The sequence below is a fragment of the Psychrobacter sp. P11G5 genome, assembly GCF_001593305.1.
GTDB lineage: Bacteria > Pseudomonadota > Gammaproteobacteria > Pseudomonadales > Moraxellaceae > Psychrobacter.
On the sequence record NZ_CP012533.1, the window covers coordinates 490,908 to 515,984 of the forward strand.

19 protein-coding genes, 1 tRNA gene and 1 other RNA gene are annotated in these 25,077 nt (G+C 40.9%); 19 read left to right on the forward strand and 2 right to left on the reverse strand.

What is annotated here, in order from left to right:
* Positions 1-67 precede the first annotated feature (67 nt).
* The 17 genes from bioA (at position 68) to AK825_RS02140 (ending at position 19,553) form a co-directional block, all read left to right on the forward strand.
* Positions 68-1,375 carry an adenosylmethionine--8-amino-7-oxononanoate transaminase gene (gene bioA, locus AK825_RS02060; RefSeq protein WP_068034325.1) on the forward strand — a complete coding sequence of 436 codons (1,308 nt, stop codon included), beginning with the start codon at positions 68-70 and terminating at the stop codon, positions 1,373-1,375.
* A gap of 58 nt (positions 1,376-1,433) precedes the next feature.
* On the forward strand, positions 1,434-2,174 hold the full coding sequence (gene bioD, locus AK825_RS02065) for a dethiobiotin synthase (protein WP_068034327.1): 741 nt from the start codon (positions 1,434-1,436) through the stop codon (positions 2,172-2,174).
* 87 nt (positions 2,175-2,261) lie between these two features.
* An RNA gene (gene rnpB / locus AK825_RS02070) (RNase P RNA component class A) lies at positions 2,262-2,627 on the forward strand.
* Between the two features lie 132 nt (positions 2,628-2,759).
* A tRNA-Met gene (locus tag AK825_RS02075) sits at positions 2,760-2,836 on the forward strand.
* A gap of 250 nt (positions 2,837-3,086) precedes the next feature.
* The gene (locus AK825_RS02080; protein ID WP_068034329.1) at positions 3,087-3,899 is read left to right on the forward strand and encodes an ABC transporter permease; all 813 of its coding nucleotides are present in this window, start codon (positions 3,087-3,089) and stop codon (positions 3,897-3,899) included.
* 90 nt (positions 3,900-3,989) lie between these two features.
* A complete protein-coding gene (locus AK825_RS02085) occupies positions 3,990-4,661 on the forward strand; it encodes an ABC transporter ATP-binding protein (RefSeq protein ID WP_068034331.1) in 672 nt (223 codons plus the stop codon).
* The gene (locus AK825_RS02090; RefSeq protein ID WP_227514101.1) at positions 4,639-5,745 is read left to right on the forward strand and encodes a capsule biosynthesis protein; all 1,107 of its coding nucleotides are present in this window, start codon (positions 4,639-4,641) and stop codon (positions 5,743-5,745) included. The genes AK825_RS02085 and AK825_RS02090 overlap by 23 nt, the downstream gene beginning before the upstream one ends.
* Before the next feature lie 142 nt (positions 5,746-5,887).
* Positions 5,888-7,669: a polysaccharide biosynthesis/export family protein gene (locus AK825_RS02095; protein ID WP_068034335.1), complete on the forward strand. Its 1,782-nt coding sequence runs from the start codon at positions 5,888-5,890 to the stop codon at positions 7,667-7,669.
* 55 nt (positions 7,670-7,724) lie between these two features.
* Positions 7,725-10,328: a capsular polysaccharide biosynthesis protein gene (locus AK825_RS02100; RefSeq protein ID WP_068034338.1), complete on the forward strand. Its 2,604-nt coding sequence runs from the start codon at positions 7,725-7,727 to the stop codon at positions 10,326-10,328.
* 135 nt (positions 10,329-10,463) lie between these two features.
* Complete coding sequence (locus AK825_RS02105) at positions 10,464-11,693, forward strand: capsular biosynthesis protein (RefSeq protein WP_068034340.1); 1,230 nt, start codon at positions 10,464-10,466, stop codon at positions 11,691-11,693.
* Positions 11,694-12,146: 453 nt separating this feature from the next.
* Positions 12,147-13,943, forward strand: a complete 1,797-nt coding sequence (gene lepA, locus AK825_RS02110; protein WP_068034341.1) for a translation elongation factor 4 — start codon at positions 12,147-12,149, stop codon at positions 13,941-13,943.
* A 126-nt stretch (positions 13,944-14,069) separates the two neighbouring features.
* Positions 14,070-14,972: a signal peptidase I gene (lepB, locus tag AK825_RS02115; RefSeq protein ID WP_068034343.1), complete on the forward strand. Its 903-nt coding sequence runs from the start codon at positions 14,070-14,072 to the stop codon at positions 14,970-14,972.
* 217 nt (positions 14,973-15,189) lie between these two features.
* On the forward strand, positions 15,190-15,585 hold the full coding sequence (locus AK825_RS02120; protein ID WP_068034346.1) for a DUF4845 domain-containing protein: 396 nt from the start codon (positions 15,190-15,192) through the stop codon (positions 15,583-15,585).
* Positions 15,586-15,710: 125 nt separating this feature from the next.
* Positions 15,711-16,505, forward strand: a complete 795-nt coding sequence (gene rnc / locus AK825_RS02125) for a ribonuclease III (protein WP_068034348.1) — start codon at positions 15,711-15,713, stop codon at positions 16,503-16,505.
* Positions 16,506-16,715: 210 nt separating this feature from the next.
* Complete coding sequence (gene era, locus AK825_RS02130; RefSeq protein WP_227514102.1) at positions 16,716-17,888, forward strand: GTPase Era; 1,173 nt, start codon at positions 16,716-16,718, stop codon at positions 17,886-17,888.
* 45 nt (positions 17,889-17,933) lie between these two features.
* On the forward strand, positions 17,934-18,680 hold the full coding sequence (locus AK825_RS02135) for a DNA repair protein RecO C-terminal domain-containing protein (RefSeq protein ID WP_068034351.1): 747 nt from the start codon (positions 17,934-17,936) through the stop codon (positions 18,678-18,680).
* A 111-nt stretch (positions 18,681-18,791) separates the two neighbouring features.
* Positions 18,792-19,553: a pyridoxine 5'-phosphate synthase gene (locus AK825_RS02140; protein WP_068034353.1), complete on the forward strand. Its 762-nt coding sequence runs from the start codon at positions 18,792-18,794 to the stop codon at positions 19,551-19,553.
* A gap of 62 nt (positions 19,554-19,615) precedes the next feature.
* On the opposite strand, the gene AK825_RS02145 is transcribed toward AK825_RS02140, so the two are convergent.
* Positions 19,616-20,206 (reverse strand): GspH/FimT family pseudopilin, encoded by a 591-nt coding sequence (locus AK825_RS02145; protein WP_227514103.1) that lies wholly within the window; start codon positions 20,204-20,206, stop codon positions 19,616-19,618.
* 649 nt (positions 20,207-20,855) lie between these two features.
* On the opposite strand from AK825_RS02145, the gene AK825_RS02150 reads away from it, so the two are divergent.
* Positions 20,856-22,151, forward strand: a complete 1,296-nt coding sequence (locus AK825_RS02150) for an OmpA family protein (RefSeq protein WP_068034355.1) — start codon at positions 20,856-20,858, stop codon at positions 22,149-22,151.
* Positions 22,152-22,507: 356 nt separating this feature from the next.
* Positions 22,508-24,355: a translational GTPase TypA gene (gene typA / locus AK825_RS02155; RefSeq protein ID WP_068034356.1), complete on the forward strand. Its 1,848-nt coding sequence runs from the start codon at positions 22,508-22,510 to the stop codon at positions 24,353-24,355.
* Positions 24,356-24,488: 133 nt separating this feature from the next.
* Here typA and AK825_RS02160 read toward each other — a convergent pair whose 3' ends face one another.
* Complete coding sequence (locus AK825_RS02160) at positions 24,489-24,935, reverse strand: hypothetical protein (protein ID WP_228138900.1); 447 nt, start codon at positions 24,933-24,935, stop codon at positions 24,489-24,491.
* Positions 24,936-25,077 lie beyond the last annotated feature (142 nt).

Genomic DNA, 25,077 nt, shown 5'->3' on the forward strand with positions numbered 1-25,077 from the left:
CGAATACGGATATTCAACTTGTAATATGTTTTTTTGAAAGCAAATTCCTGTCGTTTGAGAGCGTACTATGACTGTCAATACTGCTACCAGCGACTTTGATCAGCAGCACCTCTGGCACCCATATGCCAGCCTGCCACCTACTTATCCGAATATCATTATTGATCGTGCCGAGGGTATTTATATCATTACCGAAGATGGCACGCGCCTTATCGATGGCATGTCATCATGGTGGGCAAGCGTTCATGGCTACAATCACCCTAAACTGAATGAAGCACTTACCAAGCAATTGGGTAAAATGGCGCATGTAATGTTTGGAGGTTTGACCCACCAGCCAGCGATAGACTTAGGCAAAAAACTTCTCTCTATCGTCCCTGCTGGGCTGGATGCTATCTTCTACGCTGATAGTGGTAGCATCGCAGTAGAAGTCGCGCTTAAAATGACCCTGCAATATCAGATTGCTGCAAAACGCCCAACCAAGCAACAATTTGCCTCAACCCATTCTGGTTATTATGGTGATACTTGGCATGCGATGAGTGTCTGTGATCCGGTAGCAGGGATGCACAGCTTGTATGGAAAGCAACTGCCGATGCAGCACTTTGTACCTGCGCCGCCTTTAGGGTTTGGACGAGCGTTAACAGAGTCTGAGCGCGCAGTATTGACCACATTTTTTGTAGAGTATGGTTCAAAGTTAGCAGGTTTTATTATTGAGCCCATTATTCAAGGCGCAGGTGGTATGCGCTTTTATAGTCCTGAGTATTTGCAACTGTTGCGTCAGCTTTGCGATGAGCATGATGTGGTGCTGATAGCAGATGAGATTGCGACCGGTTTTGGCCGTAGCGGCAAATTATTTGCCTGTGAGCATGCTGATATTAGCCCTGATATTATGACAATTGGCAAAGCGCTTACAGGCGGCTACATGACTTTTGCCGCTACCTTATGTACACGAAAAATTGCTGATACCATTCATCATAGTGATTATCCAGCACTGATGCATGGTCCTACTTTTATGGGGAACCCGCTAGCCTGTGCAGTTGCCTGTGCTTCGATTGACTTGATATTGTCTTACGACATTCCTCATCGTACCGTAGAGATGCAAACGATGATGGAGCAACAGCTTGCCCCGTCCGCAAGGTTAGACGGTGTCAAAGAAGTGCGCTGTTTGGGAGCGGTAGCAGTCATTGAGCTGTATGAGGCCGTTGACATGCCTATCTTTCAAACGCTGCTATTAGCTCAAGGTATTTGGGTCAGACCCTTTGGTAAATTGGTCTATATCATGCCCCCTTATATTATCACTGATAGTGAACTTGAGATCTTATGCCAAGCATTGTTAAAGGTAGTGACAAGCTATCTTGAAACCTCAAAACTGGCGCAATAAAAATTAAGCATATGCAAAAACCAAGTTATAAAATTAAGCTATTTTTATAAGGTAAACGATGAGTGTTCTATTTGTGTCTGGCATTGATACCGATATTGGTAAAACTTATGCTACCGGAATGATTGCTAAAGCGCTAATGCAGCAAGGCATCAGTGTCATGACCCAAAAGCTTGTGCAAACGGGGGTGGCAATAAATTCAAACAATGGTGAAATGAGTGTTGCTGACGATATTATTATTCATCGTCAATTAATGGCTATTCCACTACAGCCATGCGATTTGGATTTTACAACTTGCCCTTATCGTTATCCAAAACCTGCTTCACCGCATTTAGCTAGCAGATTAGCAGGGCAAACGCTCAATCCTGATGTTATTACTGGTGCTACAAAAAGCCTGCAAGCAGATTATGAGGTAGTGCTATTAGAAGGGGCTGGCGGGTTATTAGTGCCAGTAACTGAGCAATTATTAACCTTAGATTATATTGCAGCTCAAGGCTATCCTATTGTTTTAGTGACTTCGGGACGGCTTGGTAGTATCAATCATACTTTACTTAGTTTGGAAGCAATAAAATCGCGTGGTCTACAAATTCATAGCGTCATTTATAATCATATTCATGACGTTACTGATAATACGGATACCGAGATTGCGAACAGCACCATTGATTTTCTACAACAGCATCTCAGTCAAAGGTATCCAACCACGCATTGGCTACAGTTGCCTTACTTAAGAAACATAGCAGTGTCTGATACTAAAATATCACTGAGAGATAATGATTGGACTTTACCACAGGGCTTTATTTGAGTGATTTTTTGACAGTATTATTATAAAAGTGCAAATAAACCCAAAAGACATTCCTATATTGTCATTAGATTTGCTATACTAGCGCGCTTGGTAGACTAGGCAATCGCCGCTGCACACTGGCAACAGATGAGCAGGGGAGGAAAGTCCGGGCTACATAGGGCAGCGTGCCAGCTAACGGCTGGGCAGGGTAACTTGACGACCAGTGCAGCAGAGAGTAGACCGCCTTTGGTATCCTAGATATCATCGGTAAGGGTGAAAGGGTGCGGTAAGAGCGCACCGCGTGGCTGGCAACAGTTCACGGCATGGTAAACTCCACGCGTAGCAAGACCAAATAGGCATCGGCATGGCGCGGCCCGCGTTCGATGCGGGTAGGTTGCTTGAGCGTACGAGCGATTGTACGCCTAGAGGAATGATTGTCCACGACAGAACCCGGCTTATCGGTTTACCAACATTTTTATTGTTCGTTTTTTGGTAGTAGTATTAATAATTGCAGTTAATTTGAATAAAATTCATATTTTTTGCAAAAAAATGCTGTTTAGGGGTTGACGTTAGTCACCTGTATCGGCATAATACCGAGCCTAAAATGGCGATGTAGCTCAGCTGGTTAGAGCGCATGACTCATAATCGTGAGGTCAAGAGTTCAAGTCTCTTCATCGCCACCATTTATATTGCAGTAGCTCGTTTTATTAAAAACTCCAATCCTTTGTGGTTGGTTTTTTTTTGCCTAAAATAAACTGCTAGATAACGTGCATAGCAATGATATAAGACTGACAAACGATTTCTACCTATTCCGTTTACCTGCCTATTTCTTGCTAAATCATAGCTTTATCTGCTTACTCACAGATTAATTCTTGTAACTTAAGTCCCTCTTACTTATCATAGGGGCTGTTTTTAGTGAAGTCCTGTAACGCCATGTCCGTACAATTGCCTCCTTATCGTCCTATTAAGCATCGCAGTGGCCTGAAAGTCATGGGTGCTGCATTCCACGCCTTGCTCATGCGTGAGCTACAAACGCGCTTTGGTGGTTATCGATTAGGTTATCTATGGGCACCCTTAGAAATTATCTTCCAAGTTGCTATTTATTTAATAATATTTGGCGCTATTATGACACGTGTGCTCCCAGGGATGGACTATATGCTGTTTTTGGTAGCAGGCTTGGTACCGTTTCGTATGATGAGTACGATAGCAACACGATCATTAGGAGCAGTAGAGGCCAATCAAGGTCTCTTAATGTACCGCTCAGTCCGTCATATTGACGTTATTATTGCGCGCTCATTCTTAGAGTTAGTAATTTACTTTTTTACCTTTGTACTTCTGTTGCTCGTACTGGCATTTATTGGTATTCCTATTAGCCTTGCGCATTTAGACGTGGTGTTATTTTGCTGGCTGACCTTATTTTTATTTGGTTTTGGTCTAGCGATGATAATGATGGTTGTCGGCTATTATGGTGGTGAGATTAGCAAAATTATTAGTCTGATTTTTACTATCTTATATTTCGTTTCTGGAATTATGTATTCTATTCATATTATTCCTGAGCCCTATCTCAGTTATTTACTATATATACCATTTGTCCATAATATTGAGCTAATGAGGAATGCACTAGCTCCTACTTATCCTGCGTATCATGTCGATATAGGTTATTTTTTAAAGTGGACAGTAGGTGTTAATTTCCTAGGTCTATTAATGTATAAAGCAGTGGAAAGAGATTTAATACGTTCAAAATAGAAGGCTTGAAGTACTACCAATCCATTTATAGTGATTAGTTTTCAGATATATTAAATAACAAGGTATGGTAAGTAAAAGTATGGTAAGTAAATGATTGAAATTAAGAACGTTTCTAAATCGTTTATGACCAAGCAAGGTCGGCATTATTTATTTAAAGATCTAAATCTGACCATTGGTGATAAACAAAGTGTCGGTTTGCTAGGCCGTAATGGTGCTGGTAAATCAACGCTGCTACGTATTATATGCGGACTTGATGAGCCAGATCATGGCGAAATTATCACCAACTCAACGATCTCGTGGCCAGTTGGCGTGGCAGGTGGCTTTCAGGGTAGCTTGACGGGACGGCAAAATGTACGTTTTGTCTGTCGTCTGTACTCAAGCGGACCTTATATTGATGAAAAGATTCGTTTCGTTGAAGAGTTTGCTGATATCGGTAATTACTTTGATATGCCGGTCAAAAGCTACTCATCGGGCATGAAATCTCGCCTCACTTTTGGTTTAAGCCTAGCGTTTGATTTTGATTATTATATGCTTGATGAAGCGGGCGCTGTTGGTGATGCCGCTTTTCGTAAACGTAGTGAAGATATTTTAGCGGCTCGCCGTGCGCAAGCAGGATTTCTAATAGTGTCACATAATATTGGTGATATTAAGCGAAACTGTGATATTGGTATTGTGTTAATGGATCAAACAGCACACGTGTTTGAGGATACAAAAGAAGCGATTGAGGTATATGAAGAGCATGTCCACAAAGCGAAAAAATAAGATTATTGACTTCTTGCTGTTTATCGGCTTGGTGATCCTCCCTTGGGTGCTGGTGATTTATTATGTCATGACACTTGCTCATCCGCGCTTTATTTCAACTGCTGACGTGGTGGTAAAGCAAGTCAGTGATGCTAGTGTGCCTTCTGGTGGTGGTTTATCGGCATTGTTAGGGGTAAACAGCACCAGTAAAGAAGATGCCACTTATTTGACTGAATATATCTTGTCAAATGATATGGTCAAACGTCTTGATAATAAGTTTAAGTTCCGTGAAGCTTATTATGTAGATGGCTCAGATCCTATCTATGAGATAGACCCTGACGCCTCGCAAGAGGATTTACTAGAATACTTTAAGAAACGTGTGCATATCGATCTCGATGAGCAAAGCTATGTACTCTCAGTATCGACAGAAGCTTTTGATTCAGATTATGCTTTTGAGCTTAACAAAGCTATCTTGGGTGAGTCTGAGCAGTTCGTTAACCGTATCTCACAAGAAGTCGCTCGTGATCAGCTAATATTTGCTGAAACTCAATTGGATGAATCACAAGATCGTTTAAATGAAGCGAAAGAACAATTACTTAACTACCAAAATGAAAATGAGATTTACGATCCGCAAGCCAATGCGCAAATTGTTAACCAGCTGATCGGTAGTTTGCAAGGGCAACTTAGTTCACTACGGACTGAAGAGCGCCAATTGCTTAGCTATCTAAATCCTGATGCGCCGCAAGTAGTGTCGTTAAGAAGCCAAATCAAAGCGGTTGAAGAACAAATCAGTCAAGAGCAAACCAAGCTAACTTCACCAAATACGACCAAATTGAACCGTCAAGCTGTACAGTTTGAGAGTATAAAAGCTGATGTTGAGTTCGCTACTGAGCTATATAAGTTGTCACTGTCTTCACTTGAAAAGTCGCGCTTAGAAGCCTTTAGAAAAATGAAAAATTTGATTGTGATTTCGACTCCTTATGAAGCTGAAGAAGCGTTATATCCACGCCGTCTTTATATCATCTGGACATCGCTGGCACTACTATTAATGTTTTATGGCTTCGTGCGTTTAGTAATGGCCGTTGTGCGTGACCATCGCAGCTAGTTTGATTATGACTTCTTTATAATCACATCTATTGGTTATTTACACTGTAGAGTGTTAAAAGCTTAATACACTTGATAATCGTGAACGATTGGATAAACCAGATATTAGTAATGATCGACAGATCAGCAAAGGAATACAGCTCATGAACATGAAACCACGTCCTATCGTGACGATGATTAAAGTATTAAGTTTAACGATGGCTGCAACCAGCGTTCCAGCGCTAGCAGCGAACAGTTACGCAGATCAAATAGCAGGTTCTAGCTTTGGTACCAGTGCTAATAATGCGAGCCAAGATCAAAATCGCAATAATATTAATGTCTCAACGCAAGCTTTTGCTGGTGGTGTTCTAGGGCAAGGAGCGACGCAAGAGGCGGTTAACTCAGCAAGCTTGCCTAGTCAGTCGGTTATCAATACGACGCGCCCTTATCAAGATATCAATACTAAAGACTTAATGTTTGGTGAGCAGCTGTTCCGTGGTGCATTTTCAACGACTTCGGGCTCTACCTTCAACGACAGCTATTCGATTAATCCTGGTGATAATGTACAGGTACGCATGTGGGGTGCCTATCAATACGCCTCAACGATGACAGTCGATCCACAAGGCAATATCTTCTTACCTAATATCGGTCCAGTTCGTGTCTCCGGTGTACAGAACGGCAACCTACAAAACGTAGTTAAAAGTGCTGTCAGTCGTATTTATCGCTCAAACGTTGGTGTCTATGCCTCATTAGAGCAAGCGCAACCGGTTAAAGTATTTGTGACAGGTTTCGTCAAGCAACCCGGTTATTATGGCGGGCTTGCGGCAGATTCAGTATTGTCATATTTAGATCGGGCAGGCGGTGTTGATCCGACTCGTGGTAGCTATATCGATATTCAAATAAAACGTAATGGTCAGTTGCTACAGCAAGTTAACCTGTATGATTTTCTATTAGCAGGTAAGCTACAGTCATTCGCATTTCGAGATGGTGATGTGATTACTGTTGCACCGCAGAAAAAGACGTTTGTAGTTGGCGGGCAAGTTCAGAACGAATATACTTTTGAGTTTGATGTCAATGACTTGACCATTGGTGACGTATTGCAAGTTGCCAGTCCCGCAGCGAATGCCACCAACGTTAGTATTACTCGTAGTGCAGGACGCGCGCAGACGGCAGAGTATTATTCACTTGCTGACGCCCAAAACGTTCCTGTCTATAATGGCGATCAGATGGTAGTGACCTCAGACCGTTATGCAGGTACTATCGCGGTACAAGTCAAAGGCGCTCATACTGGTAATGGTGCAATGGTCGTACCTTACGGCGCACGCCTGAAAGATATCGTGCCAAAATTACAACCGAGCCCGTTAGCGAAGCTGACCCATTTGACTATTTACCGTCAATCAGTGGCTGAGCAGCAAAAACGCATGATTAATGAGTCGCTTGATCGCTTAGAAGAATTAACGCTGGCTACTCAATCAACGACGCGTGAAGAGGCAGCGTTACGCCAAGATGATGCCAATTTAGTTAAACAATTCGTGGCTAAAGCACGTAGTGTAAAGACTGATGGTCGAATAGTGGTCGTACCAAACTCTTGGCAGGATATTATTCTCCAGCAGGGCGATATCATTGAAATACCTGCGCAAACGTCAGTGATTACCGTCAACGGTCAAGTGCGAGCACAAGGTGCGTTGACCTTTAATCCAGACTTTACGGTTGGCGATTATATTGCTAATTCAGGTGGCTTTGGGGATAATGCCGATACTAAAGAGATTCTGATTATTCATCAAAATGGTGCAAACGAAGTGGTCAATACTGCTTATCTTATTCAGCAAGGTGATGAAATTATGGTCTTACCAAAGGTCAAAACCAAACGCGTAGAAATTACACGCGGAATCTCACAGATTGTTTATCAATTGGCAGTAGCGGCTAAAGTTATTTTAGACTTATAACTATTGATGCTAGATTTATGAGTTGAGGCAGAAATAATCAAAAAGGACATCAAAAATGGCAAAAAACGTAGCATGTGAAGGCAAGTTGGTGGTAACTTCTACCTCTAATGATGCGCTACGTTTTTTGCCCGCTCAAAACCAGCTACCGAATAATCTAGCAGTAATTGGCAAAGGCATGCGTCGCAACAACGTACTGTTATCTCAGGTGCTACAAGCGAACATTCAGCGCTGGTATCCATGGTCAGGTTTACAGCAGCAGCTTAATTCGGATCTTGAGACACCTGATGCTTTTATTGGATGGGGTCATAAAAAGAGCTATCAACGAGCCAAAAAGTCTGCTGATCGTCAACAGCTGACGACTTTAAGTATCGAAGATGGCTTTTTACGCTCATTAGATTCTGGTATTAGCAGTCGTCATGGATTAAGCGTAGTTGTCGATGATGTGGGTATTTACTTTGATTTAATGCAAACCTCACGCCTTGAGCAATTAATCGTTGCGCGTGCCAAAGAATGCTCTAACGCTGATAGCAATGTCTTAGATAAAAAACATGCTCTGCAGTTGATGACACGTATTTGCGAAGAGAAACTAAGTAAATATAATGCTGTGATTACTTGTCCGTCATTAGATAAACTGATTGCTGAAGAAAACGGTCACATAGAACAAGACTCGTTAAAATCGCATGTGTTATTGATTGATCAAGTCGCTGGCGATGCCTCCATCAAAGGTGCTGGTGCGGATAAAAACCAGTTTAAGCGAATGCTAAAGGCTGCTTGTCGCAATCATCCCGATGCTCACATTTGGATAAAGGCTCATCCTGCCGCAAAGTCAGGATATCTTACCAGCCTAAAATTACCCAAAAACGTCCGACTATTGACTCAAGCATTTAATCCTATTGGATTGCTTGCGCAAGTCAGTGATGTCTATACGGTCAGCTCACATATGGGCTTTGAAGCATTAATGCTAGGCAAAACAGTGCATTGCTTTGGGGTTAATTGGTATAGTGGTTGGGGGCTTACCGATGATAGTGGTGCGCCGAAAAATTTACTTAAATCAGTCAAACAACGTCGTCAAACATTCGCAGCCACATTGCCGGCGGTTGAAGAGTCATTAAAACCATCAAAATCAGCATCATTATCTAAGCAATCTACTAAACGATTGAAAATCACTCAGCGACTGCGTAACTTGCGTAAAAAACAATCTTCTATAGCAGCTAATAGTACATTCAATGCGACGTTAGAGGCATTATTCTATAGCGCCTATATTGACTATAGTCATTATGTAGATCCAGCAACCAAGCAGGCTTGTGATATTGATACCGCGATTGAATGGTTAGTGACCAATCGATATTGGCAAGCACGCCTCGAAGGCAATTTAACGGTATATGAGTTCAGTCGCTGGAAGCTACCTTTTGTGAAGGCCTTTGTTAATCTACCGCGCACGACATTATTCATTAAACCCAAACCGCGTCTAAAAAACTTGCTACATCCGGATCATTTTACAGTCAGTTACCAGCAGCCACTATTAGTCTGGGGCTTAGCTAAACGCCAGCAAATCCAAAAAAAGTTACAGAGCAAACTTACGAAACAGCCAATGTCGGACATGCCAACTATTTATTGTATGGAAGATGGTTTTATCCGTTCAAATGGCTTGGGTGCTACATTACTAGCACCCTTGTCGGTTGTGATAGATAAGCAAGGTATCTACTATGATGCGACTCAGCCATCGGATTTAGAGACATTATTACGTAACTGTGAGGCGTTAAGTCCACAGCAAAGTGCACGAGTACGGGAGCTTCAAGCCAAACTGCTTACTCAGCGAGTTAGTAAGTATAATGTTGGTACTGAGGTTGATGCTGACATTGCTAATAAGGTTGGTTCTGATAATAAATTGAACGCTGTCAGTCAAAAAATGCAATGGATGCAGGATGCAAAGGTATCTGGTAAACCGCGCTTACTTATCGTTGGACAAGTAGAGGATGATTTATCGGTTCAGTATTGTGGTTCAGACATTAAAACCAATCGAGATTTGATTAAGCGTGTACGACGAGACAATTCTGATGCTTATTTAATTTACAAACCCCATCCAGATGTGGAAGCAGGACTGCGTACAGGCAGAGTCGAGGCAGAATGCTTACGGCAGGTGCAAGCGGTCGCTTATGATACAGCGATGCCTGATTGTTTAGAGTGTATTGATGAGGTACATACGATCAGTTCATTAACGGGCTTTGAGGCATTATTGCGTGGTTTAAAAGTCACTTGTTACGGTTTGCCGTTTTATGCAGGTTGGGGCTTAACGACCGATATTGATGCACAGTTATCGCCAAAATCTGACTATCTACATAGGCGCAAACGAGACACTACGTTATCACTTGAGCAACTGCTGCATTGTGCACTCATACGTTATCCACTATATCGCCTGCCTAAAGGCTATGGGCTTGCTCAAGTAGAACAAGTGATTGACTACTTATATCCGCCTAATAAGAATGCGAAGACTTTGCAAATTAAACAACATAGTAGTATAGCCAGTGCAACCAATAGTTCATCAGCGAAATTGTCCGAACTATCAGAAGTAACTGCTCATCTTAAACGTCGTACTGCCACGCGTTTTATGCAGCAGCGTCATAAATGGCAACAGCGCCTACGCAATATTTATCATTAATTTATGTCAAAATAAATCCATTACGACAAGTATGATTTTTTTCGGTATAATTTATGTACAATCTGGTTATTATCAGAAATTTTTCCGTTCAACCTAGTCTCATCCTTTATTCATTAATTAATGGTACATACTCTTATGGCAGCTTCGATGCATCAATTGCTTACTCATCGACACGTCTTGCTGCTACAAGGAAAGATGGGCGGGTTTTTTAGCCGTTTTGCTACGTTTTTGCAAACTCAAGATATTGAAGTGAGTAAAATTAACTTTAATGCTGGTGATGCATTTTTTTATCGCCATTCTAATGCTCATGAATATACAGGTACTTTGGCGCAGTTCTCATCTTGGCTACAAGCCTTTATTGTCGAACATGGTATTGATGCGATTGTCTGTTTTGGTGATTGTCGTCCTCATCATACACAGGCTGCCTGCTTAAGTGAAAAATTAGGCATATCCTTTTTTGTATTTGAAGAAGGCTATTTACGCCCTGATTATATTACCCTGCAAGAGCATGGCATCAATGGTTATTCGCGCTTAAATATAGCGGATATTAAGGCACTCAAAAAAGCCAATGATAAACCACTGTATACGCATAATCGCTTTTATCGATTGAGTATCGCCGCCATTGTTTATTACGTTATTACTAGACTATATAAATCGCGCTATCCGCATTATTCCCATTATCGCGGGATGACAGCATGGCAAGAAGCGATAGCTTGGCTAAAAGCACCTTGGCGTAAGCTATGTGGTTATCTACCCGATAAAAAGCTACAAAAGCAGCTAATCTCCCAGGCGGACAACAACTATTTCTTGGTTAGCTTGCAGGTACATAATGACTCGCAAATTACTCATCATAGTGGTTACCGTGATGTGGTGCAGTTCATTGACGAGGTGATCGCTAGTTTTTCAGAATATGCTGACACAACGCAGATACTGGTATTTAAGCATCATCCGTTAGATCGTGGTCACCGTGATTATCGTGAGTTGGTGGCAAGCCTAGCAGCACGTTATCAAGTTAAATCAAGAGTGTTTTATGGTTGTGATATGCACTTGCCAACACTTATGAAGCATAGTATCGGTATGGTGACTATCAATAGTACAACGGGTCTGCAGTCGGTGTACCATAAAAAACCTACCAAAGTGATGGGACGAGCCATCTACGATACCCCTAAGCTCACAGATCCTAAGACACTTGCGCAATTTTGGCAGCAGCCTACACATCCAGATAATGAGTTCTATCTAAGATTCCGTGAGTATCTGATTGAGCAAACTCAAATCAACGGGGCGTTTTACGGTAAATCGCCATGGATGTATAAGTACTTACCGCAGTCAGAGACCACAGGCATAATGTCTGATACTGCTAAATAGTTCAGCAGCCATAGTCAGTAAATATCTGTCGATATCTTGCAGTAACTATTTTAGAGTTATAAATCTTTGAGTTATAAACCTTTAATTTAAAGCTTTCTATAACTATTAGCTCCATTCAGTCGTCAATTTTAGCTACGAATCAAATCCTTACCAATAAAATCGCCTTACTTTACAGTGGAAAACTGCTAGAATACGCTCACATGTCTGTGTATATCATCAAGCGTCATGAACAGCGGCTTTAATAATAAATGTTATTAACTTAGCTCTTTTTAAATACGCTTTAGTTACCACAATTGACACCACTAGTTTTTATTTTTTAAATCTTATTTCCAAAATTATTATCGCAATAATATCTAATAACCGTTATTTTTCCACTGTTGTTCAAGTACCGTTTGTTCAAGTATTTTTGTTCAGTAGCGGTTATCCAATCACCTTTTATTTAGTAGGCGCTTTGTGACTGCATTAGCCAATATTCGTAACTTTTCTATCATTGCCCACATTGATCACGGCAAGTCGACGCTTGCCGATCGCTTTATTCAGATGTGCGGTGCCTTGCAAGATCGTGAAATGCAGGCGCAAGTACTCGACTCCATGGATATTGAGCGCGAGCGTGGGATTACTATCAAAGCACAATCGGTCACCTTATTTTATGACCATCCAAATGGTGAGCGCTATCAGCTTAACTTTATTGATACCCCCGGCCACGTTGATTTTTCATACGAAGTTTCGCGTTCATTAGCTGCCTGTGAAGGTGCGTTATTGGTTGTAGATGCGGCGCAGGGCGTGGAAGCCCAGTCTGTTGCCAACTGCTATACTGCCGTTGATCAAGGCTTGGAAGTGATGGCAGTCTTGAATAAGATTGACTTACCACAAGTTGAGCCTGAGCGCGTTATCCAAGAGATTGAAGATATTATTGGTATTGACGCGGTAGATGCGCCGCGAGTATCAGCAAAATCTGGTCTTGGTGTTGATAAACTACTTGAAGCGTTGGTTGAGTTTATTCCACCGCCAACAGGTGATCGTGAAGCACCATTACAAGCATTAATTATTGATTCATGGTTTGATAGCTATTTAGGCGTTGTCTCGTTAGTACGTGTCCGTCAAGGTACTGTTAAAAAAGGCGATAAAATTTATATTAAATCGACCAAAGAGGCTCATCCAGTCAGCTCTATTGGCGTGTTTACGCCTAAACCTTTAGATACAGGGATTTTAGAAGCTGGTGAAGTAGGCTTTATTATCGCTGGTATCAAGGATATTGCTGGTGCACCAGTCGGTGATACCATTACGCATTCTAAGACACCTGACGTTGATCGTATCCCTGGATTTAAACAGATTACGCCGCAAGTCTATGCTGGTATGTTCCCTGTTGAATCTACTGACTTTGAAAAGTTTCGTGAAGCACTACAGAAGTTGCAAATTAATGATGCGTCGCTATTTTTTGAGCCAGATACTTCTGATGCGTTGGGCTTTGGTTTCCGTTGTGGCTTCTTAGGTATGCTGCATATGGAGATTATCCAAGAGCGCCTAGAGCGTGAGTATGACTTGGATCTTATCACCACTGCGCCGTCAGTTATCTATGAGATTGTAAAAAAAGATGGCAGCATCATCTATGTTGATAATCCATCAAGATTGCCTGAACCGAATAATATCGAAGAGTTCCGTGAGCCGATTGCCCGTTGTCAGATTTTAGTGCCGCAGGATTATCTCGGTAACGTTATGACTTTGTGTATTGAGCGCCGCGGTGTACAGGTTGATATGCGCTTTATGGGCAGACAAGTTCAGCTGATATTTGATATTCCGATGGGTGAGGTGGTGATGGATTTCTTTGATCGCCTAAAGTCAGTCTCGCGCGGATTTGCGTCACTTGATTATAACTTTGAACGTTATCAAGTCGATAAATTGGTTAAAGTTGACGTACTTATCAACGGTGAAAAAGTTGATGCTTTAGCCATGATTGTGCACGAAACACAATCTCGTTATCGCGGTAATGCGCTGGTTACCAAGATGAAAGAGCTTATTCCACGGCAGATGTTTGACGTGGCCATTCAAGCCGCTATCGGCGGCCAAATAATTGGACGTAGTACGGTTAAAGCCATGCGTAAAGATGTATTAGCCAAATGTTATGGCGGTGATGTCTCGCGTAAGAAAAAGCTGCTATCTAAGCAAAAAGCTGGTAAAAAACGTATGAAGCAAGTTGGTAATGTGGAGATTCCACAAGAAGCCTTCTTAGCGGTATTGCAGGTAGATTAAATAATCTGATAGCTGAGTTAGTAAGTAATCACTGCATGTAAGTCACTGTTTAAAACTCTAAATGACCATGACTGGCATGACAAATTGACATGGTCATAGAAGCAGATCTTTAATAGGCAAATTAGCATGGATTTTGATTTCAATTTGATTTTGGTGCCGTTAACTATAGCCTTAGGTTTTATATGGTTACTAGACAAGTTAACACTAAAACAGCGTAAAACACGTGGCCGCGGTAAAGAGAGCTTGCTAGTGCGCTGGGCCTATGACTTTTTCCCTGTATTGGCAGTAGTGCTGGTTGTGCGCTCATTTTTGATTGAACCTTTTAATATTCCATCATCGTCTATGGTGCCAACTCTATATACTGGTGACTTTATTGCCGTCAATAAATATGCTTATGGCGTACGCTTACCGCTCACCTATAATAAAGTACTAGATACTGGCTCACCAGAGCATGGTGATGTCATAGTATTTCGCTATCCTGAAAACCCTAGCATCTATTATATCAAGCGGGTAATAGGTCTACCGGGAGATACGGTCAGCTATAATCAGGGACAAATTGCGATTAATGATGTGCCAGTAGATACTAAGTCAGTGAATTTCGATGCTAACACTGATCTAACGGCGCAACTTTACCCAGCTGGTCAAGTGATGCCAGGTCAGGTACTGACTGAGAATGAAGCGACACAGATGGGGCAGCAAGAAGAAGACCAAGCACAATATTTTCAAGAAACTCAAGGTGAGAATAAGCATTTAGTGCGCTATCTTTCAGATATGAATAGTTCGCAATATGCACCGTTCTTACAGCAGCAATCGCCAGAAGTAGTCAGTTCAGCGGGGACAGAGTGGCAGGTTACTGTGCCTGATGGTGAGTATTTCGTCATGGGTGATAACCGAGATCGTAGTGCTGATGGACGCTTTTGGGGCTTCGTACCCGATGAAAATTTAGCGGGTAAAGCCGTCTATATTTGGATGCATAAGCCACCAGGACTTAATCTTCCAACTTTCTCTCGTAATGGTTCAATTGATTGATTATTGTTTCTAATCAGTAACTGTTTTGTTTATTAGATATTATGCTAGTATTCATACTGACCCTAATCAAAATAAAATTTATACTATATTTGACATATTAATCGTAGTGGATATGAAGGTACACAAACGGATAATAAAAAAATGAGATATAAAAATAGATAGGGCGGATGAAACAACTGGTTAGAATACATTAAATTAAATCATTAGAGGGGGCCTCATGGCGCACCAGTTAACGAGTTTGACGTCTCAGCGTGGGTCTAGTGTGACTAGTATTGTCTTGCTGCTAATTATTATTGTTATTGCTGGCAAATTGATTATTGCGATCATGCCTGCACAAGTTGGTGATTACCAACTAAGCAAAACGTTAGGTGCGCAGTTAAAAGAAGCTAATAATAATGGTGAGACTGCAAAACAGTTCGTTGAACGTGTTAACCGTCAACTCTCTATTAATGCTGATTATGATACGACCGCTGAAGAAGTATTTACTTTTACCAATAACAAGACAGGTCAACTGGCCATTTATAAAGACTATGATAAAACCAGTAACTTTTTCGGTAATGTCGATATCGTTAATCGTTTTGAAGGTGAAATAAATGCTGCCTCGGTAGAGTAGGCATTCTCATAAGATTTTTACCAATTAAAAATAATTCATAAGGGTCAGACGACTCTTGTGAAATAATTCTATCAATTATTTAAACGTTTAAATTACTAACATTAAAGGATAGCCAAAAGCCACGCATGAAATCAACTCCACAACAGTACCAAGCGCTGCCTGCCGCCAAAAAAAATAGCGCAACTATGGAGACTTTGCCAATCAGCTCAGATTTTATTCAGCGTCTGGAAGTATTGACACGCAAATTAGGCTACGTCTTTAATGATTTAAATCTACCAAAGTTAGCCTTAACGCATCGCTCGTTCGATAGCAAAAAAAACTATGAGCGCTTAGAGTTTTTAGGTGATGCACTTCTTGGAATGATTGTTGGCGAGGCACTATATCATCGCTATCCTAGTCAGAATGAAGGGCGTTTGACTCGTATGCGTGCCACATTGGTACGCCAAGAGTCCCTAGTCACTATCGCTCAGAACTTAGAGCTATCCAACCATCTGATCTTGGGTATTGGTGAACGTAAAGGTGGTGGACGTAATCGCGCTTCGATATTGGCTGATGCGGTAGAATCGTTGATTGGGGCTATTTATCTAGACAGCCAAGATATGGAAATCACTCGTAATTGTGTGCTGTCATGGTATGGTGACTTAATCGACAACGTTAATGACCAAAAAGCACTAAAAGACGCCAAAAGTCGTCTGCAAGAATGGCTACAATCCAAACAGTTTGATTTGCCACACTATGAGTTGGTCGAAACCCGTGGCAATGCGCCTTATCAGATATTTGTTGTACGCTGTCAGGTGAATATTAGCAGTTGCCCTGATATCACTGAGTCTGGTGAGAGTCGCCGGATTGCTGAGCAAAAAGCCGCTGAACTAATGATCAATCAATTGCACAAGTTACCTGGCGCGCTTAAAAAACGTTAATAACTTAATTCCTAACGTTGATAACTTGTTCACCTGACTCGATTAAATATTAGATACTTGTTAAAGACTAACCTAATGGTTATCAACAACTTAATAAACAATACAGACCTTCAAATTTCTTTATTTCTAAATTGAAATTAGCCTAGTAAGTATTATTAACAGATTAAATATACTGCTAGGCCTATCATCAAAACTCCACAGGATTACCCTATGAGCAATCATACTGACTTGCCATCTACCCCCGAAGATAATGCCAATAATATGACAGAGAACACTGATACAAACCAAGCTACCACTGTAGAACAAGTAGAAAACATACAAGAAAGTAGAAAAATAGGCGAATCGTTAACAGCTACTCAGCAGCAAGATAATGACGATGCTGACGAATCTGATAGCGATACTGATCTTGAAAATAACGATGCGATTGATGGGTTCTTTGCGCCAAGTAATAATGATGGCGTTGCTGAAGACTTTAAAGCAGGCTACGTAGCGATCATTGGTCGTCCAAACGTTGGCAAGTCGACTTTAATGAACCATTTACTAGGACAAAAGCTGTCGATTACCTCACGTAAGCCCCAAACGACTCGTCACCGCATTCATGGCATTTTGAGCACTCATGAAATGCAGGCAGTATTTGTAGATACGCCTGGTATTCATCGTAATGAAGTACGTGCTATCAATGAGCGTATGAATAAAGCTGCTGTATCAGCGCTGGTAGATGTAGATTTGGTACTGTTTGTGGTTGACTCAGACCAGTGGCGTGATGATGATTTATTGACCTTACAGAAGCTTGGTGATACTAACTTAACTGTCGTATTGGTCATTAATAAAGCAGATACGTTAAAAGATAAAGGGTCTATTCTGCCACTGATTGAAACTTTCAGTGACAGCTTTGACTTTGCCGACATCGTACCGGTCTCAGCTCTAAAGAACCAAAACCTAGATCGTCTTGAGGAAGTTATTGCTTCGCACCTACCGAAGGCGACGCCAATTTATGACACTGAACAAATCACTGACCGCTCAGAGAGATTTTTAGCCAGTGAGATTATCCGCGAAAAAATTATGCGTAGCGCTGGTGATGAAGTGCCTTATGATTTAACTGTACAGATTGACGAGTTCAAAGATGAAGCGGCTCATATGGATCCTAAAACAGGTCGTCCACGTAAAGCATGTACTTTCATCGATGCAACAATATATGTAGAACGTAATGGCCAAAAAGCCATCGTGATTGGTGAAAAAGGTCAGCGTATCAAGCAAGTTGGTATGGACGCCCGTAAAGATATGGAAAAGTTATTTGATAAAAAAGTAATGTTAACTCTATGGGTAAAAGTCAAGCGTGGTTGGTCTGATGATGAGCGTGCATTAACAAGCTTGGGTTATTGATTAAACTAAACATCAAGTCTGGACATGATGTTGAGGTAACAGACAATGCGCAATGAAGCATTAATAGGTTATTTATTACATCAGCGAGCTTATCAAGAAAAACGTGCACTTTACTATTTGTTTTCCGAGCAACATGGTGTAGTGCACGGTATTGGTAAAAAGGGTGCGCCTCTCTTTGAGCCGTTACAACTGTTTGCAACGGGCAAGCGTGATTTAAAAACCTTTAGTCAGATTAATTTGATGCCAGCAGAGGATGACTCTACAGAGTCTGCTACGGCTACTAAGCCATCACGTTATCAACAAATAAGCGGTCAGCAACAGTACGCCGCATTATATTTAAATGAGATATTGTGGAAGTTGTTGCCTAGCGAAGATCCGATGCCAGTATTATGGCAACATTATCAAAACAGCTTATTACAGCTAAAGCAGCCGTTAGCAGCGGATGCGTTGAGATTATGCTTACGCCAATTTGAATCTCATTTATTCGAAGAGATAGGCTTTTCTTTAACGTTAACGCATGACAACATACTAGCACCTATTGAGCCTGATACTGATTATCGGTTTTTGTCTGATGTAGGTTTTGTTGCTACTTTTCAACCTGATAAAACGACAATTAATGCGTTACAAACAGTTTTCAGTGGGGCTGATATTATAAAAATGGCACAACTGGGCATTACTGACGCGACGCTAAGCAATTGGTCAAGGCTACATAGACATCTGATTGATCATCTGCTTGACTATCAGCCATTACAAAGTCGCTTACTATGGCAACAGCAGCAGCGTTACCAATAATAAAGCAGTCATTTGGTTAACATATAGCTGTTTAAATCAATATTAAATGTGACGCTATTTTAGCATTATCATCTATACGTCAATCAGATTTCGTTTTTAAAAGGATTTCTTATGGTCACCTCTTCACAAAACTCAGTAAACAGACCGCTATTAGGTGTCAACGTTGATCATGTAGCAACCTTACGTCAAGCGCGTGGTGTCAACTATCCTAGCCCTTTAGAGGCAGTATTATTATGCGAGCAAGCAGGCGCAGATGGCATTACTATACATTTACGTGAAGATCGTCGTCATATCCAAGACTCAGATGTGTATGAGATAGCGAGACAATTGACTACTAGGTTGAATCTGGAGATGGCAGCAACTTCTGAAATGCTATCTATTGCTTGCGAAGTTAAACCATTTTGGGTTTGCTTAGTACCTGAAAAGCGTGCGGAGCTAACTACTGAGGGAGGGTTGGACGTTGCAGGGCAAATCACTCATCTGAAAAAATACATCAATGAGTTACATGCAGCAGGTATTAAGGTCTCTTTATTTATCGATCCAGATGAGGTTCAAATTGCTGCAGCAGTTGCTTGTCATGCTGATGCTATTGAGCTGCATACCGGTACTTATGCCGAGGTAGGTTTGGCTGGAGATTTTGATGCGCAGAATGTTGAGCTACAACGTATTAAACAAGCAGTGATTGTCACAAAAAATTTAGATGATAAATTGCTAATTAATGCAGGTCATGGTCTAACTCGTGACAATGTTAAGGCGATTGCACAAATTGACGATATTTATGAGCTGAACATTGGGCATGCATTGATTGCCGATGCAATATTTGTAGGATTGTCGCAAGCAGTGACTATGATGAAAACTGCGATGTATGAGTGATTTTCTATATAGGGTTTAGGCTGATAGCTGACTGACTAATATTGTTATGATAGATGTTGTGTTTATAAACAGTCAGTAGGATGTATATCATTAGGCTTGTATCTAATGATACCACCTTGATTAAATGAGATCTGATACATAGCTTGACCATAAGTTGAGCTTGGACAGTATTTTATATGACCAAAATGTCCACGTGGTTTACCGCTATCTCCCCAAAACTTAGTATAATGGCGCTTATTTCCTACTCGCAAACTTAGGGTGCTGTATTTAGGGTTCAAAGATTCCTCTTTTAATAGCACATCAACCTGAACATCAAAATGCTTATTATTATTATTGTCTACAAATAATAGAAGCTTTTTATAGCTATCTCGGTGGCAACGCCCTCCTGAATTAGATAGGCAAACCAACAAATTCTGTCTTCTTATAAAGCTCTCAGCTTTTGCTATCTTAAGCGTGGTCTCTAATTGATTTTTAATACGTTTAGCTTCCATACTTGCCAGTTGGGTTAAAATGGCTGGAGCTGCTATTGTGGCGATGATGGCTAAAATTGCTATTGTTACTATGAGTTCTATGAGATTAAATCCTTTTTGATTATAGTGGTTAGAAAGGTTTTTGATAGCTTTTAAATGGTCAACGACAATGAAGTTAAACAAGTCAGGATTTGATATCTGCTGAGTAGGGCATGGCGTATTACGTCGCTTAGTCATATATAGTCATTACCTATAATGATGGGTTTATTGTATGAGCTAACTTGATTGGACTTATAATTTTAAATAAATATTCGTTCTTCTGTTTTGCCTTATATAAAGCATCAGATTTTTAGAACATACTGACTTCTCTACACTTACAAATTTTTTACATCGTTATCTTGGTTATTGAATCAAATAATGTTCATTGTTTTAATATAAACAAAATATAGTACAACTGTCAAAAAATGTTTCAATTAGTGAAAACACATCTTTTGTAATAGAGAAAAAAATACAATTGTATTAAACTGATGACAGACAATAGATACAACCAGAGTTACTTCTATTGCGAATTAGCATTCAAAAGACTAAAATTGCAACGTGTGTTAGTTCTTAGTAAAATAAGCAGGCTATTGTGTTTTAGTTGCAACACTATCGTGTAATAATGTGTAGCTGCCTAACGAAAAAAGTTGTAAACTTAATTGATAGTCGATAAGCTACTTCCTAATTAGTTTTGTTGTATAATTATGCATTCGTAAAAGATGTCTACTTTTATTACATCTTAGGAAGCGGTTTTGCTTAACGCATCACTCAAATCATCCTTTGGAGGAAGTCCATGAAATTGAATAAAATTGCTCTAGCTCTAGTTGCCGTAGCAGCTGCGCCTTTAGCAGCTAATGCTGGCGTTACTATTAGCCCATTACTACTTGGTTATCACATGACTGAAGAGTTCAGTGATACTAGTGAGAAACAACGCGAAATCTTACGTACAGGTAAGAACCTATACGAAAATGCTAACGGCGATGTTATCGGTGATGGTACTCGTGGTAACGGCAATGGCGGCGTAGCTAAAGAAAGCAGCCTTTACACTGGTGCTGCTCTAGGTATCGAGCTTACTCCTTCTACTCAGTTTCAAGTAGAGTATGGCGTATCAAGTGCTAACGGTGAAGCTTCTGAAGATTCTGCAGATGCTGGTGTTAACCGTTTCGATATCGAACAAACTATGATTTCTGGTAACTTCTTGATTGGTACTGAAGAATTTACTGGTTATACTGATAGTGCGTTCAAACCATATGTTCTAGTTGGTGCTGGTCAATCTAAGATTGAAGTTGAAAACCAAGAAACTTATACCAATACGGATGGTGATACTGTCCAAGCTGGTACTGAAGTTTCATCATCTAAAGACACTATCGGTAACCTAGGTCTAGGTGCTATGTATCGCATCAACGACGCTTTAAGCCTACGTGGTGAAGCTCGTGCGATTCATAACTTTGATAACAACTGGTGGGAAGGCATGGCTTTGGCCGGTCTAGAAGTTGTACTTGGTGGCCACTTATCACCAACAGTAGCAGTACCACCACAAGTAGAGCCTGAAGTTTCTGTTCCACCAGTAGTAATCGTTGAGCAAGACGTTGATTCAGACGGCGATGGCGTACCTGATAGCATCGATGAATGCCCAGGCACTCCAATGAACGTAGTAGTCGATGAGCGCGGTTGCCCAGTAGCAGTAGATATTACTGACGAGCTGAAAATGGAACTACGTGTATTCTTTGATAATGATAAATCAGCTATCAAAGACCAGTACAAAACTGAAATCTCTAAAGTAGCAGAGAAGATGCGTGAGTATCCTAACTCTAGCGCTCGTGTAGAAGGTCATGCTTCTAAAACTGGTCCTTCAGCACGTTATAACCAACGTCTATCTGAAGCCCGTGCAGTTGCTGTGAAATCTATGTTGACTAACGAATTTGGTATTGCTCCAAACCGTCTATCAACAGTTGGTTACGGTTATGACCGTCCAATCGCTCCAAACGATACTGAAGAAGGTCGTGCTATGAACCGTCGTGTTTATGCCATCATTACTGGTGACAAAACAATGACTGTTGAGCAAACTAAAGACATGGTTATTCAATAATATATAACCAGTTAGTTATGTTCTAAATCATAAAGTTACAAAAAAAGCTGCCTATTAGGTGGCTTTTTTTTGTTTAAGTACTCAGATAAATAACTTATTGCATAAATTTATAATGTAATAATGTTATACTAGCCGCCCAAACACTTTGTAGATTGACAAAGTGTACATTAGCATAGCTATCTGTACGATGGATTTATCAGTATAGAAATTCTACTTTGCCAGCATTTCTTATCCCACTACTCCTATTGCGTAGTCATTTGATAGTAAAGTAAAAATATCTATCTGCTTTATGATAAAAGTTTCTCCAGCGGCGCTTACTGCTACTGCATTTTATTAAGACAAAACGAGCATTTTATATGGCGAACGATATCAAACACCTGCGTAACATTGCAATTATTGCCCACGTTGATCACGGTAAAACAACGCTAGTTGATAAATTATTACATCAATCTGGCACTTTTGGCGATCGTGCAAACATTGCTGAACGTGCAATGGATTCAGGTGATATTGAGCAAGAACGTGGTATTACCATTTTGGCTAAAAATACAGCCATTCGTTGGACAGACAGCACTGACGATACTGAATATCGTATTAACATTGTTGACACTCCAGGTCACGCCGATTTCGGTGGTGAAGTTGAGCGTGTAATGTCAATGGTTGACTGTGTACTTCTAGTCGTTGATGCTGTTGATGGACCAATGCCTCAAACCCGTTTCGTGACTCAAAAAGCGTTTGAGCAAGGCTTGAAACCAATTGTTGTTATCAACAAAATTGATCGTCCTGGTGCACGTCCTGATTGGGTAATGGATCAGATTTTTGATTTATTTGACAACTTAGGTGCAACTGATGAGCAATTAGATTTTCCAGTTGTTTATGCATCAGCGCTGAATGGTATTGCAGGTCTAGAAGCAGATAATTTAGCTGATGACATGACGCCGTTATTTAAAACTATCGTTGATGTTGTACAGCCACCACAGGTTGATGCAGATGCGCCATTCCGCATGCAAATCTCAAGCCTTGATTTTAATAGCTTCGTTGGTGTTATCGGTATTGGCCGTATCCAGCGTGGTAAAGTTAAAACCAACACGCAAGTGACTGTAATCGACAAGAATGGCAACACTCGTAACGGCCGTATCCTAAAGATTATGGGTTACCACGGTTTGGATCGTATCGAAGTAGAAGATGCACAAGCGGGTGATATCATCTGTATTACAGGTATTGATGCGCTTAATATTTCAGATACTATTTGCGATCCTAACCACGTTGAAGCATTGCCAGCATTGACCGTTGACGAACCAACCGTATCGATGAACTTCCAAGTGAATAACTCACCGTTCGCTGGTCGTGACGGCAAGTTTGTGACCTCACGTAATATTCGTGAGCGTCTTGAGCGTGAATTGATTCATAACGTAGCATTACGTGTAGAAGATACAGAGTCTCCTGATAAATTCAAAGTATCAGGTCGAGGTGAGCTTCATCTATCTGTACTTATCGAAAACATGCGCCGTGAAGGTTTTGAGATGGGTGTTTCAGGCCCAGAAGTTATCGTTAAAGAAGTTGATGGTAAGTTACAAGAGCCGTATGAAAACGTTGTCTTCGATATCGAAGATGAGCATCAAGGTTCTATCATGGAGCAGGTCGGCTTGCGTAAAGGCGAGATGACCAATATGGAGCTTGATGGTAAAGGTCGTATGCGTATCGAAGCGACTATGCCTGCACGTGGTTTGATTGGTTTCCGCTCTGAATTCTTAACCTTGACTTCAGGTACCGGTATCATGACGTCAAGCTTCTCACATTACGGTCCACAAAAGATCGGTGATGTTGGTGGTCGCTCGAATGGCGTCTTAGTTTCTATGGCGAAGGGTGTTTGCTTAGGTTTTGCTCTATTTAACCTACAAAAACGCGGTAAATTATTTGCTGAGCCACAGCTTGAAGTTTACGAAGGTATGATCGTTGGTCTTAACTCACGTAACGATGATATGGCCGTTAACCCAACGACTGCTAAGCAGTTAACCAACGTTCGTGCCAGTGGTACTGATGAAGCGCTAACGCTAACGCCAGCGGTTAAGTTTACGCTTGAGCAAGCACTTGAATTCATTCAAGATGATGAATTAGTAGAAGTCACGCCAAAAGCGATTCGTCTACGTAAGCGTTATTTGACTGAAAGTGAGCGTAAGCGTTATGGTCGTAAGAAAGGTGCTTAATATCAATCTTCATTGATAAAATAGTTAAATAATAAAAAGGGCTAACTCAATGAGTTAGCCCTTTTTGTTGGTTTTGTTTTTATTCTATTTTGCTTTAATCCGAGCTAAAATATTTAAAGTGAGAAGTTAGGTTTTAAGGTTGATTAACGATCACATAATCATTGGTATTAATCAAAATCTCTGATGGACGATCAACAACGATACGTACGACATTATCGTTAACACTTTGTGATTTATAAAAATTATCTTCAGCAACCGTACAACCTAAGCAGCGCGCCATAGCATCCCAAGGTTCAACGAATAGTTTTTGCTGAGCTTGATCAGCATTACCACCGATAAGGGAGAAGGGCAGGCTCACAAGATAAGCGGCGGTACCAGCGACTGCGGTGACTAGCTGTAAGGGCTTACCAACGACTGTATCGACTATCATCGTATCATAAGATGGGCCAAAGTCGCCCTCATCTATCTCTATCGCGGCCGAGGCAGGCTGTGTGAACGCTACAATGAAGCTTACGCTTAGAATAGCGGTAAGAAGCTTACTCTTAACAATGCGTTGGGTATTGGCATTAACAGTCATCATGATTTCCTAAAACGTGTAAGCGGTATGAATAATGAGCACTGCTGGTTAAAAGTAATCATAAAACAGCATTGCTTACTTATTAAAGCAAGATGCGTGCCGATAAGCAACATAAAAGCACGTTACACTGTTTTTTGCCCTATAT